At 66.6% G+C, this 20,628-nt stretch carries 21 protein-coding genes and 1 pseudogene; 10 read left to right on the plus strand and 12 right to left on the minus strand.

Annotation, left to right across the window (positions count from 1 at the left end):
- The first annotated feature begins 1 nt into the window (after position 1).
- From CAURIS_RS10920 to CAURIS_RS11660, 6 genes and pseudogenes are all read left to right on the plus strand, one after another.
- Positions 2–1,321 (plus strand): MFS transporter, encoded by a 1,320-nt coding sequence (locus CAURIS_RS10920; RefSeq protein WP_290342094.1) that lies wholly within the window; start codon positions 2–4, stop codon positions 1,319–1,321.
- 275 nt (positions 1,322–1,596) lie between these two features.
- On the plus strand, positions 1,597–1,770 hold the full coding sequence (locus CAURIS_RS10925; RefSeq protein ID WP_290342095.1) for a hypothetical protein: 174 nt from the start codon (positions 1,597–1,599) through the stop codon (positions 1,768–1,770).
- A gap of 108 nt (positions 1,771–1,878) precedes the next feature.
- Positions 1,879–2,166, plus strand: a complete 288-nt coding sequence (locus CAURIS_RS10930) for a transposase (protein ID WP_290342096.1) — start codon at positions 1,879–1,881, stop codon at positions 2,164–2,166.
- Positions 2,145–2,423, plus strand: a pseudogene (locus tag CAURIS_RS11650) (IS3 family transposase); the annotation flags it as partial. The gene CAURIS_RS10930 and the pseudogene CAURIS_RS11650, both read left to right, overlap by 22 nt.
- 167 nt (positions 2,424–2,590) lie before the next feature.
- Positions 2,591–2,908, plus strand: coding sequence for a DDE-type integrase/transposase/recombinase (locus tag CAURIS_RS11655; RefSeq protein ID WP_353959265.1), 318 nt, complete (start codon positions 2,591–2,593; stop codon positions 2,906–2,908).
- Positions 2,874–3,071 (plus strand): integrase core domain-containing protein, encoded by a 198-nt coding sequence (locus tag CAURIS_RS11660; RefSeq protein WP_353959266.1) that lies wholly within the window; start codon positions 2,874–2,876, stop codon positions 3,069–3,071. The genes CAURIS_RS11655 and CAURIS_RS11660 overlap by 35 nt, the downstream gene beginning before the upstream one ends.
- Positions 3,072–3,401: 330 nt before the next feature.
- Here the strand turns inward: CAURIS_RS11660 and dnaB are convergent, their stop codons facing one another.
- The 8 genes from dnaB to CAURIS_RS10970 all read right to left on the minus strand — a co-directional run bounded on the left by dnaB (position 3,402) and on the right by CAURIS_RS10970 (position 11,086).
- Positions 3,402–4,853 carry a replicative DNA helicase gene (gene dnaB / locus CAURIS_RS10935; protein ID WP_290342097.1) on the minus strand — a complete coding sequence of 484 codons (1,452 nt, stop codon included), beginning with the start codon at positions 4,851–4,853 and terminating at the stop codon, positions 3,402–3,404.
- A gap of 325 nt (positions 4,854–5,178) precedes the next feature.
- Positions 5,179–5,631 (minus strand): 50S ribosomal protein L9, encoded by a 453-nt coding sequence (rplI, locus tag CAURIS_RS10940; RefSeq protein WP_290342098.1) that lies wholly within the window; start codon positions 5,629–5,631, stop codon positions 5,179–5,181.
- A 48-nt stretch (positions 5,632–5,679) separates the two neighbouring features.
- Positions 5,680–6,234 (minus strand): single-stranded DNA-binding protein, encoded by a 555-nt coding sequence (locus CAURIS_RS10945; protein ID WP_290342099.1) that lies wholly within the window; start codon positions 6,232–6,234, stop codon positions 5,680–5,682.
- A gap of 71 nt (positions 6,235–6,305) precedes the next feature.
- Positions 6,306–6,593, minus strand: a complete 288-nt coding sequence (gene rpsF / locus CAURIS_RS10950; RefSeq protein WP_290342100.1) for a 30S ribosomal protein S6 — start codon at positions 6,591–6,593, stop codon at positions 6,306–6,308.
- 170 nt (positions 6,594–6,763) lie between these two features.
- Positions 6,764–6,958, minus strand: a complete 195-nt coding sequence (locus CAURIS_RS10955; protein WP_290342101.1) for a hypothetical protein — start codon at positions 6,956–6,958, stop codon at positions 6,764–6,766.
- Complete coding sequence (locus CAURIS_RS10960) at positions 6,955–8,394, minus strand: glycosyltransferase family 87 protein (RefSeq protein WP_290342102.1); 1,440 nt, start codon at positions 8,392–8,394, stop codon at positions 6,955–6,957. Before CAURIS_RS10960 ends, CAURIS_RS10955 begins: the two co-directional genes overlap by 4 nt.
- Positions 8,395–8,402: 8 nt before the next feature.
- Positions 8,403–10,640, minus strand: a complete 2,238-nt coding sequence (locus CAURIS_RS10965) for a transglycosylase domain-containing protein (protein WP_290342103.1) — start codon at positions 10,638–10,640, stop codon at positions 8,403–8,405.
- 83 nt (positions 10,641–10,723) lie between these two features.
- Positions 10,724–11,086, minus strand: a complete 363-nt coding sequence (locus CAURIS_RS10970) for a DUF5318 family protein (RefSeq protein ID WP_290342104.1) — start codon at positions 11,084–11,086, stop codon at positions 10,724–10,726.
- 82 nt (positions 11,087–11,168) lie between these two features.
- On the opposite strand from CAURIS_RS10970, the gene CAURIS_RS10975 reads away from it, so the two are divergent.
- The 3 genes from CAURIS_RS10975 to CAURIS_RS10985 are packed head-to-tail and all read left to right on the plus strand — an operon-like array spanning position 11,169 to position 13,190.
- Positions 11,169–11,660 (plus strand): MarR family winged helix-turn-helix transcriptional regulator, encoded by a 492-nt coding sequence (locus tag CAURIS_RS10975; protein WP_290342105.1) that lies wholly within the window; start codon positions 11,169–11,171, stop codon positions 11,658–11,660.
- A 50-nt stretch (positions 11,661–11,710) separates the two neighbouring features.
- Positions 11,711–12,694, plus strand: a complete 984-nt coding sequence (locus tag CAURIS_RS10980) for a universal stress protein (protein ID WP_290342106.1) — start codon at positions 11,711–11,713, stop codon at positions 12,692–12,694.
- A 25-nt stretch (positions 12,695–12,719) separates the two neighbouring features.
- On the plus strand, positions 12,720–13,190 hold the full coding sequence (locus tag CAURIS_RS10985) for a hypothetical protein (RefSeq protein ID WP_290342107.1): 471 nt from the start codon (positions 12,720–12,722) through the stop codon (positions 13,188–13,190).
- Here CAURIS_RS10985 and trhO read toward each other — a convergent pair.
- From trhO to CAURIS_RS11005, 4 genes are all read right to left on the minus strand, one after another.
- Positions 13,187–14,068 (minus strand): oxygen-dependent tRNA uridine(34) hydroxylase TrhO, encoded by an 882-nt coding sequence (gene trhO, locus CAURIS_RS10990; protein WP_290342108.1) that lies wholly within the window; start codon positions 14,066–14,068, stop codon positions 13,187–13,189. The two genes, CAURIS_RS10985 and trhO, sit on opposite strands and share 4 nt — an antisense overlap.
- Positions 14,069–14,077: 9 nt before the next feature.
- A complete protein-coding gene (locus CAURIS_RS10995) occupies positions 14,078–14,971 on the minus strand; it encodes a 3-hydroxyacyl-CoA dehydrogenase (RefSeq protein ID WP_290342109.1) in 894 nt (297 codons plus the stop codon).
- Between the two features lie 106 nt (positions 14,972–15,077).
- A complete protein-coding gene (locus tag CAURIS_RS11000) occupies positions 15,078–16,571 on the minus strand; it encodes a DUF1846 domain-containing protein (RefSeq protein WP_290342110.1) in 1,494 nt (497 codons plus the stop codon).
- A gap of 69 nt (positions 16,572–16,640) precedes the next feature.
- Entirely contained in the window at positions 16,641–18,848 is a 2,208-nt protein-coding gene (locus tag CAURIS_RS11005) for a malate synthase G (protein WP_290342111.1), read from the minus strand.
- 453 nt (positions 18,849–19,301) lie between these two features.
- Between CAURIS_RS11005 and aceA the strand changes: the two genes are divergently transcribed.
- Complete coding sequence (gene aceA, locus CAURIS_RS11010; protein ID WP_290342112.1) at positions 19,302–20,597, plus strand: isocitrate lyase; 1,296 nt, start codon at positions 19,302–19,304, stop codon at positions 20,595–20,597.
- Positions 20,598–20,628 lie beyond the last annotated feature (31 nt).

The raw sequence follows: 20,628 nt of genomic DNA on the forward strand, positions 1-20,628 counted from the left end.
CATGCACGTGCCCACTTCCCCCGCGCTGACGCGCAACGAGCGGCTCGACCGCCTCCCCGTCACCCCGAAGCACCGGCGCCTCCTGTTCGGCTCCGGCATCGGCTGGGCGCTTGACGCCATGGACGTCGGCCTCGTCTCCTTCGTCATCGCGGCGCTGGCCGTGCACTGGAACCTGGAGGCCACCACGACGTCGTGGATCGCCTCGGCCGGCTTCATCGGAATGGCGGTGGGCGCCTCGCTGGCGGGTTTGGCCGCCGACAAGGTCGGCCGGAGGCAGGTCTTCGCCCTCACCCTCGTCGTCTACGGCCTGGCCACCGGCGCCTCCGCGCTCGCCGGGTCCGTGGCGGTGCTCATCGCGCTGCGGTTTCTCACCGGCCTCGGCCTCGGCGGCGAGCTGCCCGTCGCCTCCACACTGGTCAGCGAGTTTTCCCCTCGGCGTGTACGCGGGCGCATGGTCGTCGTGCTCGAGGCCTTCTGGGCGGTGGGGTGGATCCTCGCCGCCGTCATCGGCACGTTCGTCGTTTCGCAGGGCGAGAACGGCTGGCGCTGGGGCCTCGCCCTCGGCGCCGTGCCCGCCGTTTACGCCATCGTCGTTCGCCTCGGCCTGCCGGAATCTGTGCGCTTCCTCGAATCCAAGGGGCGCCACGACGAGGCGGAGGAGATCGTCCGCTCCTTCGAGGAGGACGCAGGAAAGCCGCTTGACGACGCCACCCCGCCCGCCCACCACGACGAACCGCGCGGCGGGCTGTGGGGGCGCGACCTGTGGCGGCGCACCGCCGCATTTTGGGTGGTGTGGTTCTGCGTCTCGCTCGCCTACTACGGCGCCTTCACCTGGATTCCCTCGCTGCTGGTGGAGCAGGGTTTTACGCTGGTGCGCTCATTTTCCTTCACGCTGGTGATCACCCTCGCTCAGCTCCCGGGGTACGCGGCCGCGGCCTGGCTCATCGAGCGCTGGGGGCGGCGCCTTACCCTCACCGTCTTCCTCGCCGGGTCCGCCGTCGCCGCCTTCCTCTACGGCATGGCGGGCGCGCCCTGGCAGATCATCGCCGCCGGGTGCCTGCTGTCCTTCTTCAATCTCGGCGCGTGGGGCGCCCTCTACGCCATCGGGCCGGAGCTGTACCCGACCTCCGTGCGAGCCACCGGCACGGGGGCGGGCGCGGCGTTCGGGCGCGTCGGCTCGATCATCGCGCCCCTGCTGGTCCCGCCGCTGCTCGCCGCGGGTGGGCCCTTGCTTGTGTTCGGGCTGTTCGCCGCGGCATTTGCGCTTGCCTGCGTCGCCGCGTTTACCCTTCCGGAGCAGCGCGGCGTAGCGCTGCGCTGAGGCGGGCGCGCCACGAGGGCCTGCCCACCTTGCCGTCGATCTCCCCGATGTCGCGGGGGAGGTTGTAGAGAACCGTCGACTGCTCAGTGCGGGCGACGGTGATGGAGCCGTCGAGACGCGCGACGGTGTGCGTGTTGCGACCGGCTATTTGGTAGCAGCGTCGTGGCTTTCCGGTAGCGCTTCAGTGAGTATCCGGTAGCAGCTCAAAGCGCTCAAGGTGATACTTCCGGTAGCCGCACCACTCGGGTGCGGCTCGTACTGGAAGGAGTCCGCTTATGACGGATTACCGTGCGGTGATGACGCTGCTGATTCGGCAGTGTTCTTACCGCCAGATTGAACACCAGCTCGGATGCTCGCACCGCGCGATTTCACGAGCGAACCAAGCACTGCGAAGCCTTGGTCTGACCACTGTTGAACAGGTCGCGGCGTTGACTGCCGTTTCCGTGTAGTAGGTAGGGGCAATCCGCGTAGTTGGTAGGTGGTTTGCCCCAGGTTTAATGGAGGGTGGGAATGTGGAAAAGGAGCCCTACACATGCCCTCGAAGTACACGCCTTAAGTTGAAGCAGCGCGCCATCGAACTGGTGCTGCACGCGCAAGCTGACCCTGACACGTCTCGCGGTACGATCACCCGCATCGCTGTCGAGCTCGGAATGAGTAAGGAAACTCTGCGCGGCTGGGTCCGCGCTCATAAACAATCCGGCGCGGCAACCCCGGCTGAATCGGTGGATTGTGCAGCGGAGAACCGCAGACTGCGAGCTGAACTGATTGAAGCGAAGCGCGCCAACGAGATTTTGAAAAGAGCATCAGCTTTTTTCGCGCCCGAGTGCGAGCGCCCACACAGGTAGTCGTCCGGTTCATCGACGACAACCGGGAGGAATTCGGGGTCGAGCCGATTATTCGCGCCTTGGCGGCAACCGACGCGAAAATCGCCCTGAGCACCTACTACGCCTACAAATCCCGGCCTGAATCATCTCGATCTATCCGCGACCGACAACTACGCAAAGCTTTGCGTGCCATCTACGACGACAACTACTCCTGCTATGGAGCGCGCAAACTTTGGGCTGAGATCAATCGCCAAGGTGACTTCGGTCACGTCGCCCGGTGCACCGTCGAGCGCCTCATGGCACTCGAAGGCATCCGTGGTATCCGGCGCAGGAAGAAAAAGCCCTCCACCCGCAGCGCTGCCCCCGATAACTGCCCAGTCGACTTGGTCGAGCGCGACTTTGTGTCGATGCGCCGAACCGGCTGTGGGTCGCGGATATCACATACATCCCCACGCGTGTCGGGTGGGTATACGCCTCGTTCGTCCTCGACGCGTATACCCGGGAGATTGTTGGCTGGCAGATCACCAACCACATGCGCACATCGCTGGCTAAAGACGCACTTGACATGGCCTTGTCAGCGCGCCTGCGCGCCGGTGAAGATGTCTCCGGTCTGATCCATCACTTTAGACAGGGGCGTGCAGTACAGGTCGGTTGTCTACGGAGAGACCTTGGCTCAGTCGCAGGTTATCGCTTCGGTTGGCTCGCGGGGAGACTCCTACGACAACGCGATGGCAGAAGCGCTGAACTCAGTGTTCAAAGCTGAACTCATCGACCGTAGGACCTGGCCGGGGCTGCGAGATGTTCTCGTCGCGACGTCGACATGGGTCGGCGGGTACAACAACCGTCGTGTGCACTCGGCGCTGGGGTACCGCCCACCCCGCCAGGTCCATCAGGAATACACCGCCGCGAACACCCAAGCGGCCTAATCGACAACAATAGGACCCTCTACAAAACTCGGGGCTTGACAAAGGACCAAACATGCGCCTGACCACCATCGCATAACAACCGGCAACGCCTGAGTGAGATACCGCTACCGGGTACCCACTCAGGCGCTACCAGATACTCACCACACCGCTACCATTTCGGTCTTCTGAACAGTGTGCGCGCACGGGTTGGCGCCCTTAATGGATCGGACAGACATGGCCCCTCCTTTTTGGGTTTGAAAGACGTTTTTAGGGACGGCGAAAAAGGCTCTTAACTGCAATGCTAGGCCCCCGGGGGCCCGCTGTCACCGTTGCTGAGCCTTCCCTAATCACCTAGCCGTGGGCCATGTTGACGAAGCGCGAGTAGTGGAGCTGGTGCGCCACCGGGATCGTGTCGATCGGCCCGCCACGGTGCTTGGCCACGATGATGTCCGCCTCGCCCGCGCGCTCGTCGTCGCGGTCCTGGGAATCCGGGCGGTACAGCAGGAACACCATGTCGGCGTCCTGCTCCAGCGAGCCGGACTCGCGCAGGTCCGCCAGCTGCGGCTTCTTGTCGGTGCGTGCCTCGGGCCCGCGATTGAGCTGCGAGATGGCGATGACGGGCACCTCGAGTTCCTTGGCCAGGAGCTTGAGGTTACGGGAGAACTCGGAGACCTCCTGCTGGCGCGATTCCACCTTCCGCCCCGAGCTCATGAGCTGCAGGTAGTCCAGCACGATGAGGTCGAGGCCGTGGCTGCGCTTGAGGTCGCGCGCCTTTTTGCGGATCTCCATCATGGTGAGGTTCGGCGAGTCGTCGATGAACAGGGGGGCGTCCTGGATCTCGGTCAGCCGCTGCGTCAGCTTCTCCCAGTCCGCCTCCTGCATCTGACCGGAGCGCATGGCGGAGAGCTTGATCTCCGTCTCCGCCGAGAGCATGCGCATGATGATTTCGGAGGCGCTCATCTCCAGGGAGAAGATCACCGAGGTCTTGCCGTGCGCGATGGAGCAGGAGCGCATGAAGTCGAGCGCCAGAGTGGATTTGCCCACGCCCGGCCGCGCGGCGATGATGACCATTTGGCCGGGGTGCAGGCCGTTGGTCAGCCGGTCGAGGTCCAAAAACCCCGTTGGCACGCCCTGCTCCAGGCCGCCCCCCTGCTCGATGATGGCCAGCTCGTCGATCGTCGGCTTGAGCAGCTCGGACAGGGACTTGTAGTCCTCCCCCGCCTTCTTGCGGGAGACGGCGAAGACCTCCTGCTGGGCGCGGTCGACGATCTGCTCGACCTCCATGCCCTCCTCGCCCTCGTAGCCGTACTGCACCACACGGGTCCCCGCGTTGACCAGCTGGCGCAGCAGCGACTTTTCCGCGACGATTTCCGCGTAGTAGCGCGCGTTCGCCGCGGTGGGCACCTCCGAGATAAGCGTGTGCAGATACGGCGCGCCGCCGACGCGCTCCAGCTGGTTCAGGCGATCGAGGCGGCCGACGACGATCAGCACGTCGATATCGCTGCCCTGGGAAAACAGCTCGACGATGGCGCCGAAGATGAGCTGGTGCGCCGGGTAGTAGAAGTCCTCGGCCCGCAGCGTCTCCGTGACGTCGACGACGGTGTCCGGGCTGAGCAGCATGGCGCCGAGCACGCCCCGCTCGGCGCGCTCGTCGTGGGGCGGCTGGCGATATTCCCGCAGGTCGGACCGATCCCGGTCGAACCTGTCGCGGCCGTAGCTACGCTCCGCGGGCTCCGGCGGGAGGGCGTAGTCCTCCTCCGTGTCCGCGAACGCCCCGAAGTCCCCCGCGCTTGCGTTAGCCATGATCCACCTCCGTGTTGGTTAATGCGCCTATCGTAGCGCGCGGGGTCGACATGGCTGCGCCCGTGCGCGATCACATTATCCACAGCCAGAGCTTTCCCTGTGGATAAATCCGCGTGCCCGCGCCGCAGAAACCTACGTCCGCGTAGCCGTCTGACCTGCTGTTTTCCAGAACGGCACGAAAGATCCCACAGGCGGGGATGTTATCCACAGGGGTGGGGCGTCGAGAGGCGATAGGCCCCGCTCATGGCTTCGGCCCCACTCCTCACAAGTGGGGCCGAAGTTATAGCTGTTGTCGTTGGGCCCTGTAACGGGCCGTCGCCGGGCGTTAGGCGCCGGCGACCTCGAAGTTCACCTTGCCCTCCACGTCGTCGTGGAGGTTCACCTTCACCTGGTATCCACCGGTCTTGGTGATGAGGCCCTTCGGCACATCGATGCGGCGCTTGTCCAGGGAGGGGCCGCCGGCCGCCTTGACGGCATCGGCGATGTCGCCGGCCTTGACGGAGCCGAACAGCTTGCCGCTGCCGGACGTGCGGACGGTCACCTTCACGCCGGTCAGCTGGTCGAGCTGGTCGCGCAGCTCCTTCGCGTGGTCCAAGTCGCGGACCTGGCGCTCGGCCTGCACGCGCTTGATGTCTTCGATCTGCTTCTCTGCGCCGCGGGTGGCCGGGATAGCCAGGCCGCGCGGAAGCAGGAAGTTACGTCCGTAGCCGTCCTTGACCTCGACAACGTCGCCGGGCTCGCCAAGGTTATCAACGGCAGCGGTGAGGATCAGCTTCATGAATCCTAACCTTCCTTGAGTTGAATAATTCTGGTCTGTTGAAAACGTTTAGAACGGGGGCTCGTCGTCCATCCCGCCGTATCCACCGGCGGGGGGAGCGGAGTTCCACGGGTCATTCTCAGGCTGCCGGTTGCCGCCCTGCTGGGGCCGCGACTGCTGCTGGCCGCCGCCGAAGCCGCCCTGCTGGGGCCGCGGCTGCTGCTGGCCGCCGCCGTACCCGCCCTGGCCGCCCTCACGCGGCGTGCGGGTCACGGAGGCGGTGGCGTACTTCAGGGAGGGGCCGACCTCGTCGACCTCAACCTCGAAAACAGTGCGGTTTTCCCCTTCGCGGGTCTGGAAGGAGCGCTGGCGCAGCCGACCCTGGACAATCACGCGCATGCCCTTGGAAAGGGATTCAGCGACGTTTTCCGCCGTCTGACGCCACACGTTGCACGTCAGGAACAGGGATTCGCCGTCCTCCCACTGATTGGTGTCGCGGTTGTACGTACGGGGGGTGGAGGCGACGCGAAAGTTCGCCACCGGGGCGCCGGCCGCGGTGAAACGCAGCTCCGGGTCGGCAACCAGGTTGCCGACGACGGTGATCGGGGTATCTCCTTGGGCCATGCTCTTTTACCTTCCTCGCGAGACGCTCGACAGTATGGGAGAAGACAGTGTGGAAACGAGCCTATCCGCTCTTACTTGTCGGTGCGCAGAACCTTGGTGCGCAGGATGTTGTCGTTCAGGTTCAGGACACGGTCGAACTCGTTGACGGTGTCGGCCTCGCACACGAGGTTGACGACAGCGTAAAAGCCCTCTTCCTTCTTGTTGATCGGGTAGGCCAGGCGGCGCTTGCCCCAGACATCAACCTTCTCCACCGTGCCGTTGTCCTTGCGAACAGTCTCCAGGAACTTGTCCAGGGACGGGGCAACGGTGCGCTCATCCTGCTGCGGATCGAGGATGATCATTACTTCGTAGTGACGCACGGACCTCATCACCTCCTGTGGTCTAAAAATTTACGGTTTCGGCCACCGCACCTCGCGGTGGCAGGAGGGTCGTTGCGTCAAGCAACTCGACCAGCCTACCCCACCGTTGCCGCAGGGCAAAATGCTTATCGACGCCTCACCAGCGTCTTCGCCCGATTACACGCCCCCGATTACATGCCCGGGTTGGGTGCCGCGATGAACACCGCGATGAAGACGGGGATCACGGTGACGAAGAGGAAGGCCGCGACGCCGAGCCCCACGGCGAGCGGGACGTGGCGCCGGCGCGCCGTCACATAGAAGGACGCCGCAATGAGCACGAACCCAACGACGATCGAGGCGATTCCGACAATGGTCGCGGTATTCACGGGCGCCTCCACTGCACCGGGACGGTAAGCAGCGGGTCGCGCCCGGCGTGCGCTTCGGCAACCCTGTCGCGGGTGTAGCCCAGCACCTGGCGCACGACGAGCACCATCATGGCCACGATGAAGGCGTCGCGCGCGATGACGATGACGTTGACGGCCTCCCCGGGCAGGCCGTTGTTGTCCACCCCGAGCAGGTGCCACATGAGGATCGGCCAGACCATCATGTCCACCGTCATCCACGCCAGGAGCAGGCGCCAGCGCGGCAGCGCGAGCACGGCGGGCACGACCAGCCACAGGGAGTACTGGGGGCTCCACACCTTGTTGAAGAGTAGGAAGAACGCCACGATGAGGAAGAGCAGCTCCGCTACGCGCGGCTGCCGCGGCGCTGTGAGGCCGAGCACGAGGGTGAACAGGCAGCCGCCAATAAAAAGCAGAAGGGTCACGGTGTTCAGGATGACCGGGGTGCCTTCCCCGTCGAAGCCCTCCCACCCGGTCAGACGCGAGATCACGGCGTAGATCGTGGTCCACTCCCAGCCGCGCTCGGTGTTGAGGCGGTTGAACTCGGCCCACGCCTCGGGGTTGCGCAGGTAGACGGGGAGGTTCACCGCGATCCACGTGAGCGCCGCGGCGCCCGCCATCCGCAGGAAGGGAGCCCACGTCCGCGTGCGCAGCGCCAGGGTGAAGTAGGCGCCGAGGACGAACAAGGGCCAGAGCTTGAACGCCGTGCCCAGGCCGATGAGAGCGCCGGCGAGCCAGAACCGCCGGTTGCGCGCCGCCAGGAGCGCCGCGACGAGGAAGAAGATCGAGGGGATGTCCCAGTTGGTGAAGGCGTGGGTGATCAGCAGCGGGCTGCCTGCCACGAGGAGGGTGTCCCAGACGCGGTTTCCCGCGAGCTCCGCGACCATGCGTGCGGTGGCGACCCACACAAGGGCCATCACGAAGGCGGTGAGGTAGAAGTACCAGCCGGCCTCCGGGAGCACGCCGGAAACCAGGCCCGCGGTGTTGCGGGCAATGAATCCCATGATGTTCTGGAACACCCCGGCCAGGACGGGGTACTCCATGTAGCGGGTGACGCCGTCTTCCACCCAGGAGTAGTCGTACGCGAAGCCGGGCTGGTCCAGCCCCCGACCGTGGTAGAGCGGGACGATGTCGTTGTAGCAAAAGGAGGTGTACTGCCGGGCGCCCGACCAATCGAGTTGGAGCACCCCGTTGTCGTCCGGCGCGCCGCCTGTGCAGTTCGCCTTGCTGAACACACCCAGAGAAAGGAAGGCCCAGGCGAGGGCGAGGATCGCCCGGAGTGGCGTCCAGAAGGACGCGCGCCCCGGCACCGCGAAGCGGCCCAGCGGGCCGCCGAGGAAAGCCACCCACCCCTGGGCGAGAGGCTCGGTGCGGCCCGGCTGGACGCGCGCGGTCGGGTCGGGGGCCGTGTGCTCTCTCACCACCACGCTTAGCCGCCGAGCAACTCGCCGATCGCGTCGAGCGCGTCCTGCACCGGGGCGGGCGCTTCCGGCAGCTCCGGCTCGGGAGCGGGGGCGGGAGCCGGGGCGGGAGCCGGGGCCGGTGCAGGCGCGGGCGCGGGAGCCGGGGCAGGAGCGGGGGCGGGCGCCGGGGCAGGCGCGTAGCCGCCGCCACCGCCGCCGCCTCCAGTGCCGGTGCCCGAGCCGTAGTTGTAGTAGTAGCCGCCGCCGCCACCGAGGCCCGTCCCTCCGCTGTAAGCATTGACGCCCCAGGTCACCGGCGCTGCGTCGGGGAAGGACTCGAACTCCTGGCCCTCGAGGGTGGTGTCCATGACGCCCTTCCAGATCTGGGCCGGGGCGTCGGAGCCGTACATGTTGGCGCCCCACTGGTTGAAGATCGGGGTGGTGTTGTCGGCGGTGCCGACCCACACAGCCATAGCGAGCTGCGGGGTGGAGCCGACCATCCAGGCGTCCTTGTTCGTGCCGGTGTCGCCCATCTGGGCGGTGCCGGTCTTGCCCGCGGAGGGTCGACCGCCCGCGAGGGTGGCGTTCGAGTACGGGATCACGGGCCCCAGCGCCTGCATGACGTTGTCGGCGACCTGCTCGGACACGCGGCGCTCCTCGTAGGAGCGGTCCACCTCGTAGAGGACCTCGCCGCGCGCGTCGGCGACCCTTTCCACGAAGTGCGTGGGCCTGTAAATGCCGCGGTTGGTCAGCGTGGTCATCGCCGTCGCCATGTCCAGCACGCGGCTCTGGTACTGGCCCAGCACGATGCCTTCGTAAGGCTGGCCGCCGTTTTCGCGCAACGTGACGGGAATGCCCGGGATCGAGCGGGCCACGCCGAGCGCGTGCGCCATGTCGGCGGTGTCCTGGGTGGTGTTGTGCAGCTCGTCCTGGATGCGCAGGAACGCGGTGTTGGAGGAGATGCGGGTGGCTTCCGCCATGGAGATCATGCCCGCGTTGCCGCCGTCCCAGTTGTTGACGGTGATGCCGCCGGGCAGCGGAACCGGGGAGTCGTCGAAGGTGGCGGTCAGCGGGATGCCCTGCTGCAGCGCCGCGGCGAGCGCGAAGATCTTGAAGGTCGAACCGGTCTGCAGGCCCGCGTTGGCGTAGTCCCAGCCGCTGGGGTCGTCGCCGCCGTAGTAGGCGCGTACGGCGCCGGTTGCGGGCTCGATGGCCACCACGCCCGTGCGCGCGTCTTCCTGCAGCACGGAGAGGCGCTCGTTGGAGATGCGCTCGACGTCGTCCTGCAGCGCGGCGCTGACGGTCGTGGTGATCTGCAGGCCACGGTTGGTCAGGTCATCCTCGGTGATGCCGATGCGCTCGAGCTCCTCCATCACCTGGTTCTTGATCAGGCCGTTCGGGCCCGTCGCCTCGGTGTAGGCGGAGTAGGTCTGCGGGTCACGGGTCTCCGGGTAGGTCAACTGCTGGCGCTCCTCGGCGGAGAGCTCGCCCATTTCCACCATGCCGTCCATCACGTAGTCCCAGCGCTCCCGCGCCGCGTCCGGGTTCGCCCAGGGGTCGAGCTGGCTGGGCAGCTGGATGGACGCGGCGAGCACGCCGCCCTCCTCCACCGTCAGCTCGGCGGCTGGCTTGTCGAAGAAGGCGTGGGCCGCGGCCTCGATGCCGTAGGCGTTGCGCCCGAAGTAGACGGTGTTGAGGTAGGCGTTGAGGATCTCGTCCTTGCTCCACGAATTGGTCATTTTGATGGAGTAGACCAGCTCCTTCGCCTTGCGCTCGTAGGAGTACTCGTCGCCCACCAAGGCGTTCTTGACGTACTGCTGGGTGACGGTCGAGCCACCGCCGGCGGCGGGGTTGCCCGTGATCTGGCCGATCACGGCGCGGGCGAAGCCCGTGAAGGAGAACCCGGAGTTGGTCCAGAAATCGCGGTCCTCGGCGGCGAGCACCGCGTTCTGGACGTGCTCGGGCACCTCCTCCAGCGGGATCTGGACGCGGTTGCCCTCCGCCGGGACCACGCGGGCGAGCTCGGTTTCACCGTCGTTGAAGTAGATGTTGGACACCTGCGCGGCGTTGATCTCGTGCGGCTGGGGGATCTCCGCGCGGGCGTACTGCCACACAAACCAACCCAGCGGGATCGCCGCGAGCAGCGCGAGGCCGAGGAGGATCGCGAGAACCCACTGCGTCGCCTTGCTCCGCTTGCGGGTCGCCTGCCCCGCCTCCGTACGCTGTGCCTGCCCTTCGGGCGTGAGGTCTTCTTTGTCTGTCACGAGTTTTTCCTGCGTCGTCCCTGCACCGCTTTAGCGCGTGCGCGTTGATTGCTAGGTGATACCCTACGTCCTCCGCTGACGAATCACACTACCGGCGCGGCTGTGACTTCTCGCAGAAGGTGGTTCCAGCTGCAATGTTGGCAGACCTCGACGACGTGAACGGTAATCGGCCCGACCTCCGCGACCAGCGCTTCGACCTCTTCCGCACTGCGGGCCGTGCCCGACCTGCGGCCCAGGTTGTCCCCGTAGACCCAGAGCACCTCGCGCATGTCGCGCTCGCAGACCGGGCACGGCCGGGCGGAGTCGGTACCGTGGAACTGCGCGGCCGCGCGGAGGAGGAAATCGGCGTCGCATATGGCGTCGACAGGCACCCGCCCCTGGTTGAACTCCCGCAGGAGGGTACGCCTTTGCCACTCGTGGGAGATCTCTTGGCTGTAGGCGATCATCGTCGCCATCCTAACGTGGTTGGGTTTTGCGTCGCAGGTGGTAAGATTCCTCAATAGTTTTGCAATCGTAAGAAGGTAGGAGATGTCTGAAGACTCCGGCGCCACCCCCAGCGGCACCACGCCCAGCCCCCGCGAGATCGCGGAGCGCATCCGCCCCTCCATGACGAGCCTGTACGTCACGTACTTCCGCATCGCGGAGCAGTCGGATCTGACGGGCCCGCAGCTGTCCATCCTCTCCCGCCTCAACGACTACGGCCCGTCGCGCATCAGCAAGATCGCGGAGGCCGAGGGCGTGCGCATGCCCACCGCCTCGAACACCGTCAACCAGCTGGAAAAGCGCGGACTCGTGCACCGCGCCCGCGACGAGTCCGACCGGCGCGGCGTGACCGTGGAGCTGACCGAGAAGGGTCGCACTGAGCTCGACCGGGTGGGCGAGGAGCGCACGGCCTACCTGGCCGACATGATTTCCACCCTCTCCGAGGAGAATCTGCGCAAGGCGAGCGAACTGGCGGATGTGGTCAACGCGCTGGCCGAGGCCTACGTCAACTCCCCCATTAACGGCAAGCGGGACTGACAGGGGATAATGGGACCGTTGTCCAGATCCCTACCCCTTTCCTCACGACCATGACTCTCGACCTTTCCCGGCGCAGCGACGACCCCACCCCCGCCCTGCGCCTGACGGTCGGCTGGGACACCGCCAACCCCGACGGGTTGGAGTTCGCAGCCTGGCTGGGCCGTTCCATGGCCGTTTCCGTCAACGTCATCTCGGCCTCCCCGCGCTCGTGGACGAAGTCGCTGTCCCCGAAGAAGTACAAAAAGTGGCTCGCCGCCGAGAAGGAAAACGCCACCTCGCGGGCGCTTTCGGCGCTCGCCGATCACCTCCCCCGCCACCAGTGGGCGCAGGAACCATGCATGCTTGTCGACGCCTCCAGCGAGCCCGCTGCCCTCACCGAAGCGGCCCGCTCCGTCGGCGCCGACATCATCGTGCTCAGCTCCAGCGCGCACCTGAAGCAGGCCCGGTTCCTTGCCTCCCCCACCGCCGACGCCCTCATGCATTCCTCGCCGCTGCCCCTCGGCCTCGTCCCTAAGGGCCTAAAGCTGTCGAAGAAGGGCGTCACCCGCGTCAACCTTGCGTTGCTGCACACCGGGGGCTTCGGAGGCCCGGCGGGCGACGAGACCTCGGGCCTGCTGTGCGCGGTGCGCCTGGCGCTGCGCCTCGAGGCCCCGCTGCGCCTCGTTTCGGTGCTGCCCGAGATGCCCGACGTGGACGGGCTGGGATCCGAGCCCGCCGAATCCTACGAATCGGCGCTGTCGCTTCTGGACCGGGCCCGCGACGAGGCCTTCGAACTCGCCGCCGAGGAGGCCGCGGCGTCCGAGTCGCCCCTCGAGGTGGAGACCGCGCTCGCGTATGGCAACGGCTGGGAAAAGGCGGTGACCTCAGTGAAATGGAAGAAGGGGGACATCGTCTGCCTCGGCTCCCACCCCACCGCTGTGGACCAGCGCGTGTTAGCCGGTTCGCGGGCGAGCGAGTTCTTGCGCTACGCGCCGGCCCCAGTGATCATCTTCCCCCGCGTCGAGGGCCGCGTCGAGGGCCACGTCGAGGATTAAACGCCGCCGCGCCTATGGTGGGGGCATGCGCGACCACCCGGAAAACGACCTGCACGGCAGGGCCGACTACTACAACCGCCCCCGCCCCGAGCCGCAGAGCTTCGACGACCTCGCGGACGAGCCCGACCCGCTCGAGGTGGCGCAGCGCAACCGAAACTCGACGCGCCAGGCCATCTTCTACGCCATCGGCACGCTCGCGGTCACCGCGCTCGTCGGTTTTCTCACGGCGCTCGCGTTCCGGCTCGCCGGCGGCCCGCTTTGCGACTCCGGCCCGGCGACCTGGCTGTGCACGCGCGAAGCCCGCCTGTGGTGGGCGATCATCAACTCGGTGCCCCCGGTCGCGGGCCTGATCGGCTGCGCGGTGATCATGGTGCGCAAGCTCAACCGGTATGAGCGCTGGGTGCCGTGGATGGGCGTGTTCTGGCTACCCATCGTCCCGTTCACCATGTGGTGGCTGACGGTGACCATCGGCATCCTCGCCCGCGACACCGCCTAGGCACCCGCGCACGCTGCGCACACGGGCTGGGCCTCACGGCAGGCCGGGCAGCTCAGGTACTGGGCGCGGCACTCGGGCTCGTTGGCGCAGTTGTAGAACTGGTTGGTCGCCTCCCCGCAGTGCACGCAGTGCCCGAGCTGGACGTAGTTCGGGTCGTCCGGCGCGCCGAACTCGGTGTGCATGCGCTTGTCAAAGACGTAGAGCGAGCCCTCCCACAGCCCGTCGTTTTCGTACTTTTCCCCGTAGCGCACGATCCCGCCGTCAAGCTGGTAGACCTCGGTGAATCCACGATTGACCATCAGGCTGGAGAGCACCTCACAGCGGATCCCCCCGGTGCAGTAGGAGATGACGGGCCGGTCCTTCATCCAGTCGTACTTGCCGCTGTCGAGCTCCGCGATGAAGTCGTGGGTGGTGTCCACGTCGGGGACCACGGCGTTTTTGAACCGCCCGATCTGCGCCTCCCGGGTATTGCGCCCGTCGAAGAAGACGGCGTCGGGCCGGGCGTCGATAAGCGAGTTCACCTCCTCCGGGCTCAGGCGGGTGCCGCCGCCGACGACCCCGTGCTCGTCGACGCGAAGCTCCTCCGGCACCCCGAAGGAGACGATCTCCTCGCGCGCCTTGACGCTGAGCTTGGGAAAGTCCTCCCTGCCGCCCTCCGACCACTTGTACTCAATGCCGCGGAAGTACTCGCGCGTTTTGCGCGCGTAGGCCTTGCAGGCGCCGATGTCCCCGCCTACCGTGCCGTTGATACCGTGCGGGGAGACGATGATCCTGCCGTGCAGCCCCAGCCCCTCACAAAGGTCGCGCTGCCACAGGCGCACGGCCTCCGGGTCGGCGACGGGCTGGAACTTGTAGTACAGGAGGATCTTGCTGATCATTCCTCGATTCTACGAGGCAGCGGTTTCATCGACCCGCTTGCCGTTGGAGTCGTAGATGAAAAAGCCGCGCCCCACCTCAACGCCGATGCGCCCCTCGGCGATCATCTCCTCGAGGATCCCCGTGAACTTCTGCTGCCAGTCCGCCGGGTTTTCGTTCAGCTTGGCGACGGCCAGCATCGTGCGCAGGCCGATCACGTCCATTATTTCGAAGGGCCCACGGGGAGCCCCCGAGGAATTGCGCCAGTCCAGGTCGATGTCCGCGGGCTCGGCGATGCCGTTGGCGTAGAGGTACTTGCCGGCGTTGAGGAAGGGCACGAGAAGAGTGTTGAGGATGTAGCCCGGCTGTTCCTTCTTCAGCTGCACCGGGACCATGCCGATGTTCTCGGCGAACTCGGTGAGCACGTCCACGTACTTCAGGTCGGTGCCCGCGTACGGCATGATCTCCGCGGTGTTCTGCAGCCAAATGTGGTTGGCAAAGTGCAGCGCCAGGAATCGCTGCGGCGAGCCGGTGGCGGCGGCGAAGTCGCTGGGCAGCAGAGTCGAGGTGTTGGTGGCAAAGACGGCCTCGGCCGGCGCGGCCTGGCCCACCCGCTGCCAGACGTCTCTTTTGATCTCCAGCTTCTCCGGGACGGCCTCGATGACTAGGTCCGCCTCGCGGACGGCGTCCTCCAGATCAGTACTTTGGCGGAGTCGGCCGCGCGCCGCGGACATGGATTCCTCGGTGGCGTCCTCCAGCTCCGCCACCATCTGCGCGCCGAAGGCATCGAAGCGCGCGCTGGCGGCCTGGAGGGCCTCGTCGGTGATGTCCCAGGAGACGACGTTGAAGCCGCGGTAAGCTGTGACGAGGGCAATCTGCGCGCCGAGGACTCCGGCGCCCAAAACGGTGACGTTTCTGATGTTCATGGCGGCAACTATACGTAGTTTCCCGAAGAAACATACCGCGTTTTTCGAGGGTTTTCGGGTTTTGCTGTTTCGGTATGAAAACCCCCGCGTTCATTCTCCGGCCGCGTTAGTGCTTGTGGTAGAGCGACTTCTTCCAGTACTGCGGCTCGGACGTGACCATCACCCCGAGGCTGCGGAAGATCCCCTCGTCCACGGAGCCGAGGATGGTGGTGGCGTGCGCGTCGCAGCCGCGCAGCTGCGGCAGCATGTCTAGGGCGCGGCGGGCATCCGGGTTTGCGGCGGCGGAGGCGGACAGGGCGATGAGGACCTCGTCGGTGTGCAGGCGCGGGTTGGAGGAGCCGAGGTAGACGGTCTTGAGCGACTGGATCGGCTCGATCGAGGCGGGCGAGAGCAAGTGCACCTCGTCGGGGATCCCGGCGAGGAGCTTCAGGGCGTTGAGGACCACGGCCGCCGAAGGCCCGAGCAGGTCGGAGGTCTTGCCGGTGACGATGCGGCCGTCGGACAGCTCGAGGGCGACCCCGGGGTTGCCCGTGCGCTCGGCGACCTCGAGGGCCGGGGCGACGACGACGCGGTCGCTGACGCTGCAGTCGGCTTTGCGCATGACGGTGGCGACGCGGTCGGAGATGGTGGAGTCCGCCTCGGCGCGGCGCTCGTCGACGAGCGCCTTGTAGTAGCGGCGGATGATCTCCTGCTCGGCGGCGTGGCGGCAGGCGGCGTCGTCGGAGATGCAGTGGCCCGCCATGTTCACGCCCATGTCGGTCGGGGACTGGTAGGGCTCCTCGCCGGTGACCTCACGCAGCAGGGAACGCAAAAGCGGGAAGACCTCGATGTCGCGGTTGTAGCTGGAGACCTTCTCGCCGTATGCCTCGAGGTGGTACTGGTCGATGACGTTGATGTCGTCGAGGTCCGCGGTGGCGGCCTCGTAGGCCAGGTTGACCGGGTGGCTGAGGGGGAGGTTCCAGATGGGGAAGGTCTCGAACTTGGCGTAGCCGGCCTTTTTGCCCCGCTTGTGCTCGTGGTAGATCTGACTCAGGCAGGTGGCCAGCTTGCCGGAGCCGGGGCCCGGCGCGGTCATGACGATGAGGTCGCGGCTGGTTTCGGCGTACTCGTTGAGCCCGAAGCCCTCCTCGGAGACGATGCGCGCGGTGTCGTTGGGGTAGCCGGGGATGACGCGGTGCCGCGAGACCTTCAGGCCGAGGCGGCGCAGGCGGGCGATGAACGCCTCCACCTGCGGGGTTCCGTCCTCGACCTGGGTGACCACGACGTTGTCGACGAGGAAGCCGAGGCCGCGGAACGCGTCGATCAACCGGAGCACGTCGTCCTCGTAGGTGATGCCCAGGTCGGCGCGGACCTTCTGGCGGAGGATGTCGCCAGCGTTGACGCACACCATGATCTCGACCTCGTCCTTGATCCGCTCGAGCATCGCGATCTTGTTGTCCGGGGTAAAGCCCGGCAGGACCCGGGACGCGTGGTGGTCGTCGAAAAGCTTGCCCCCCATCTCCAGATAGAGGGTGCCGCCGATCGCGCTGCGCCGGGCGCTGATGTGCTCCGACTGCATCTCGATGTACCGCTCGCGGTCGAATCCTGTGGCATACGGCATGGGCGCCTTCCTTTCGCGTGGAGAACGTCGCGTGGAGAACGAGGAAAGTCTAGCGCGGGCGCCGCACCGCTACAGGGCGTGGGCCTGCTTGAACTCGCGGCGGCGGGCGTGCAGGATCGGCTCGGTGTAGCCGGCGGGTGAGCGGGTGCCCTCGAAGATGAGATCCTTCGCCGCCTGGAAGCCGATGGAGGCGTCATAGTCGGCGGCCATGGGCAGGTAGTTGGCGTCGCCCTCGTTCTGCTTGTCCACCACCTTGGCCATGCGCTTCAGGGACTCGAGCACCTGCTCCTCGGTGACCACGCCGTGGGTGATCCAGTTGGCCAGAAGCTGCGAGGAGATGCGCAAGGTGGCGCGGTCCTCCATGAGGTCGACGTCGTGGATATCGGGCACCTTGGAGCAGCCAACGCCCTGCTCAACCCAGCGGATGACGTAGCCCAGGATGGACTGACAGTTGTTGTCCACCTCCTCGCGCTTTTCCTCCTCGGACCAGTTGTCGCCGGCGGCGACGGGGACGGTGAGCAGGTCAGTGAGGCACTCGCGGCGCCCGGCGGAGCGCAGCTCCTCCTGGACGGCCTGGACGTCGACCTCGTGGTAATGGATGGCGTGCAGGGTCGCGCCGGTCGGCGAAGGCACCCACGCGGTGTTGGCGCCCTCCCTGGGCTGGCCGATCTTCTTTTCGATCATCGCGGCCATGTGCTCGGTCTCGGCCCACATGCCCTTGCCGATCTGGGCGCGGCCGGGCAGGCCGTGCTCGATGCCGGCGTCGACGTTGTTGTCCTCGTAGGCCTGCTTCCACGGGGCGGTCTGCAGGTCAGCCTTGCGCACGAAGGGCCCGGCGTACATGGAGGTGTGGATCTCGTCGCCGGTGCGGTCGAGGAAGCCGGTGTTGATGAACACGAGGCGGTCGGCGGCGTTCGCGATGCAGGCGTCGAGGTTGACGGAGGTGCGGCGCTCCTCGTCCATCACGCCGACCTTGACGGTGTACTTGGGCAGGCCGAGGATCTCCTCGACGCGGTCGAAGATCTCGTTGGTGAAGGCAACCTCGTCCGGGCCGTGCTGCTTGGGCTTGACGATGTACATCGAGCCCGTGCGGGAGTTGCGGTGCGGGTTGTCCTCGCGCAGGCCGGGGATGGCGGCGGCGACGGTGAGCAGGCCGTCGAGGAGGCCCTCGGGCACCTCCTCGCCGTCGACGAGGATGGCCGGGGTGGTCATGAGGTGGCCAACGTTGCGGCACAGCATCATGGCGCGCCCGTGCAGGCGAACCTCGCCGCTGCCGTCGGCGGCGGTGTAGGTGAGGTCGTCGGCCTGGGTGCGCTCGAAGGTCTTTCCGCCCTTGGACACCGTCTCCGAGATATCGCCCCTGTTCAGCCCGAACCAGGTGGCGTAGGCGGCCGCCTTGTCGGCGCCGTCGACGGCCGCGGCGGAGTCCTCGAAGTCCATGATGGAGCTGACGGCCGCCTCGAGCAGGACGTCCTTGACGTGCGCTTTGTCCGTCTTGCCCACCGGGTGCTCGGCGTCGATCTGGATGATGATGTGCAGCCCGTTGTGGCGCAGCACGATTCCCTCCGGGGCGTCCTCCGAGCCCTGGTAGCCCACGTAGACCTCGGGCTGCGCGAGGCCGCGCTCCTCGCCGTCGACGGTGGCGGCGAAGGTCCCCCCACTCACCGAGTACTTCTCGACGTCCGCGTGGCGCGCCCCCTCGAGCGGAACGGCGCGGTCGAGGAACTCGCGCGCCCAGGCGATCACCTTGTCGCCGCGGACGGGGTTGTAGCTCGTGCCGGGTTCGGCGCCGCCTTCCTCGGAAATGACGTCGGTGCCGTAGAGGGCGTCGTACAGCGACCCGTAGCGGGCGTTGGCCGCGTTGATGGCAAAGCGGGCATTGGTGATGGGAACGACGAGCTGCGGGCCGGCGACCTCAGCGAACTCCGCGTCGACGTTTTCGGTGCGGATCTTCTCCCCGCGCGGCTGGTCCACCAGGTAGCCGATTGCCCGGAGAAACTTTTCGTGCTCTGCCGGGTCGGGCTTGCCCGGGGTGGCGCGGTAGTAGTCGTCGAGCTGGCTCTGCAGCTCGTCGCGGCGCTCGAGCAGGGCCTTGTTCTTCGGGGTGAGGTCGGCGAAGTAGGACGCCGCCTTGTCCCAGAACTCGTCGGCGGCGATGCCGATTTCGGGGAGCAGCTCGTCGGCCACGAAGTCGTGCAGCGGGCGGGCCACCTGAAGGCCCGCCACCTCGACGCGTTCCGTGCGGTCGTCGGAGACTTCGAAACGGTCAGTGGTCATGGGACGGGGTCCTTTCTGTCTGTGCGGTCAGGGTGCGGGCCGTCGCTTAGCGCCCGGTTGTGTTATCTGGACTTACTTGATTGAGGCTAGTGATGGACGTCACCAAAGTAAACGGATTTTCCAATGACAACCCGTCTCCTACCCCCGCTGGCAACATCCGGCGCGCCCCGGTCGCCGCTTTTCTCCCCCCGCTTGAACCCCCCTTAGGGTCGGCCCAAAGGTGCCCCGAGCTGCGCGAGCGCGGGAGGGCCCCTCCTGGAAGCGCGAGTTAGGTTCGCAAAATTAGCACCACAGCCGCATCCCCCCATGCGAAACCTAACAATGCCGAGGTATTGACTCATGTGGCGAAAATCGCAATACTGGCTGGCAACGCCAATTCTTCGTGGCGCACTTCACATTGATGGGCCTGAGTGCAGACAGGCACGGCAGTCCAGCGAAAGGGGCTACTTCACTATGACGACCAACACCGGTAAGGCACGTACCGCAGCGGAGATCCAGAAGGACTGGGACGAGAACCCGCGCTGGAAGGGCATCCAGCGCGACTACACCGCCGAGCAGGTTGAGAAGCTGCAGGGCACCGTGGTCGAGGAGCACACCCTGGCCAAGCGCGGCGCCGAGATCCTCTGGGACGGCGTGACCAAGGGCGACGGCTCCTACATCCACGCCCTCGGCGCCCTGACCGGCAACCAGGCTGTGCAGCAGGTGCGCGGCGGCCTGAAGGCCGTCTACCTCTCCGGTTGGCAGGTTGCCGGCGACGCCAACCTGGCGGGCCACACCTACCCGGACCAGTCCCTCTACCCGGCGAACTCCGTCCCGAACGTCGTCCGCCGCATCAACAACGCGCTGCTGCGCGCCGACGAGATCGCCCGCGTCGAGGGCGACACCTCCGTGGACAACTGGGTCGTTCCGATCGTCGCTGACGGCGAGGCCGGCTTCGGTGGCGCGCTGAACGTCTACGAGCTGCAGAAGGCGATGATCGCCGCCGGCGCCGCCGGCACCCACTGGGAGGACCAGCTGGCCTCCGAGAAGAAGTGCGGCCACCTCGGCGGCAAGGTGCTCATCCCGACGCAGCAGCACATCCGCACCCTCACCTCGGCCCGCCTGGCTGCCGACGTCGCCAACACCCCGACCGTCGTCATCGCCCGCACCGACGCCGAGGCCGCCACGCTCATCACCTCCGACGTCGACGAGCGCGACCAGCAGTTCCTCACCGGCGAGAAGTCCGCCGAGGGCTACTACTACGTCAAGAACGGCATCGAGCCCTCCATTGCGCGCGCGAAGTCCTACGCCCCGTACGCGGACCTGATCTGGATGGAGACCGGCACCCCGGACCTCGAGGTGGCCAAGAAGTTCGCCGAGTCCGTCAAGGCCGAGTTCCCGGACCAGCTGCTCGCCTACAACTGCTCCCCCTCCTTCAACTGGTCCAAGCACCTGTCGCCGGAGGAGATCGCCAAGTTCCAGAAGGAGCTCGGCGCCATGGGCTTCACCTTCCAGTTCATCACCCTGGCCGGCTTCCACGCCCTCAACTACAGCATGTTCGACCTGGCTCACGGCTACGCCCGCGACGGCATGAGCGCCTTCGTGGACCTGCAGAACCGCGAGTTCAAGGCCGCCGAGGAGCGCGGCTTCACCGCCGTCAAGCACCAGCGCGAGGTCGGTGCCGGCTACTTCGACACCATCGCCACCACCGTCGACCCGAACACCTCCACCGCAGCGCTGAAGGGCTCCACCGAGGAGTCGCAGTTCTAAGCGGTTCTAAGCGTTCACCGCGCGTGAGGGG

It is taken from the genome of Corynebacterium auris, assembly GCF_030408575.1.
GTDB lineage: Bacteria > Actinomycetota > Actinomycetes > Mycobacteriales > Mycobacteriaceae > Corynebacterium > Corynebacterium auris.

Excerpts from the sequence above, each read along its gene's own strand:
- aceA (WP_290342112.1), top strand. The coding sequence starts at position 19,302 with ATGACGACCAACACCGGTAAGGCACGTACCGCAGCGGAGATCCAGAAG.
- dnaB (WP_290342097.1), bottom strand. The coding sequence starts at position 4,853 with ATGGCTAACGCAAGCGCGGGGGACTTCGGGGCGTTCGCGGACACGGAG.
- CAURIS_RS10920 (WP_290342094.1), top strand. The coding sequence starts at position 2 with ATGCACGTGCCCACTTCCCCCGCGCTGACGCGCAACGAGCGGCTCGAC.
- CAURIS_RS10925 (WP_290342095.1), top strand. The coding sequence starts at position 1,597 with ATGACGGATTACCGTGCGGTGATGACGCTGCTGATTCGGCAGTGTTCT.
- CAURIS_RS10975 (WP_290342105.1), top strand. The coding sequence starts at position 11,169 with ATGTCTGAAGACTCCGGCGCCACCCCCAGCGGCACCACGCCCAGCCCC.
- CAURIS_RS10995 (WP_290342109.1), bottom strand. The coding sequence starts at position 14,971 with ATGAACATCAGAAACGTCACCGTTTTGGGCGCCGGAGTCCTCGGCGCG.
- CAURIS_RS10980 (WP_290342106.1), top strand. The coding sequence starts at position 11,711 with ATGACTCTCGACCTTTCCCGGCGCAGCGACGACCCCACCCCCGCCCTG.
- trhO (WP_290342108.1), bottom strand. The coding sequence starts at position 14,068 with ATGATCAGCAAGATCCTCCTGTACTACAAGTTCCAGCCCGTCGCCGAC.
- CAURIS_RS11660 (WP_353959266.1), top strand. The coding sequence starts at position 2,874 with ATGGCAGAAGCGCTGAACTCAGTGTTCAAAGCTGAACTCATCGACCGT.
- rplI (WP_290342098.1), bottom strand. The coding sequence starts at position 5,631 with ATGAAGCTGATCCTCACCGCTGCCGTTGATAACCTTGGCGAGCCCGGC.
- CAURIS_RS10945 (WP_290342099.1), bottom strand. The coding sequence starts at position 6,234 with ATGGCCCAAGGAGATACCCCGATCACCGTCGTCGGCAACCTGGTTGCC.
- CAURIS_RS11000 (WP_290342110.1), bottom strand. The coding sequence starts at position 16,571 with ATGCCGTATGCCACAGGATTCGACCGCGAGCGGTACATCGAGATGCAG.
- CAURIS_RS10985 (WP_290342107.1), top strand. The coding sequence starts at position 12,720 with ATGCGCGACCACCCGGAAAACGACCTGCACGGCAGGGCCGACTACTAC.
- CAURIS_RS10970 (WP_290342104.1), bottom strand. The coding sequence starts at position 11,086 with ATGATCGCCTACAGCCAAGAGATCTCCCACGAGTGGCAAAGGCGTACC.
- CAURIS_RS11005 (WP_290342111.1), bottom strand. The coding sequence starts at position 18,848 with ATGACCACTGACCGTTTCGAAGTCTCCGACGACCGCACGGAACGCGTC.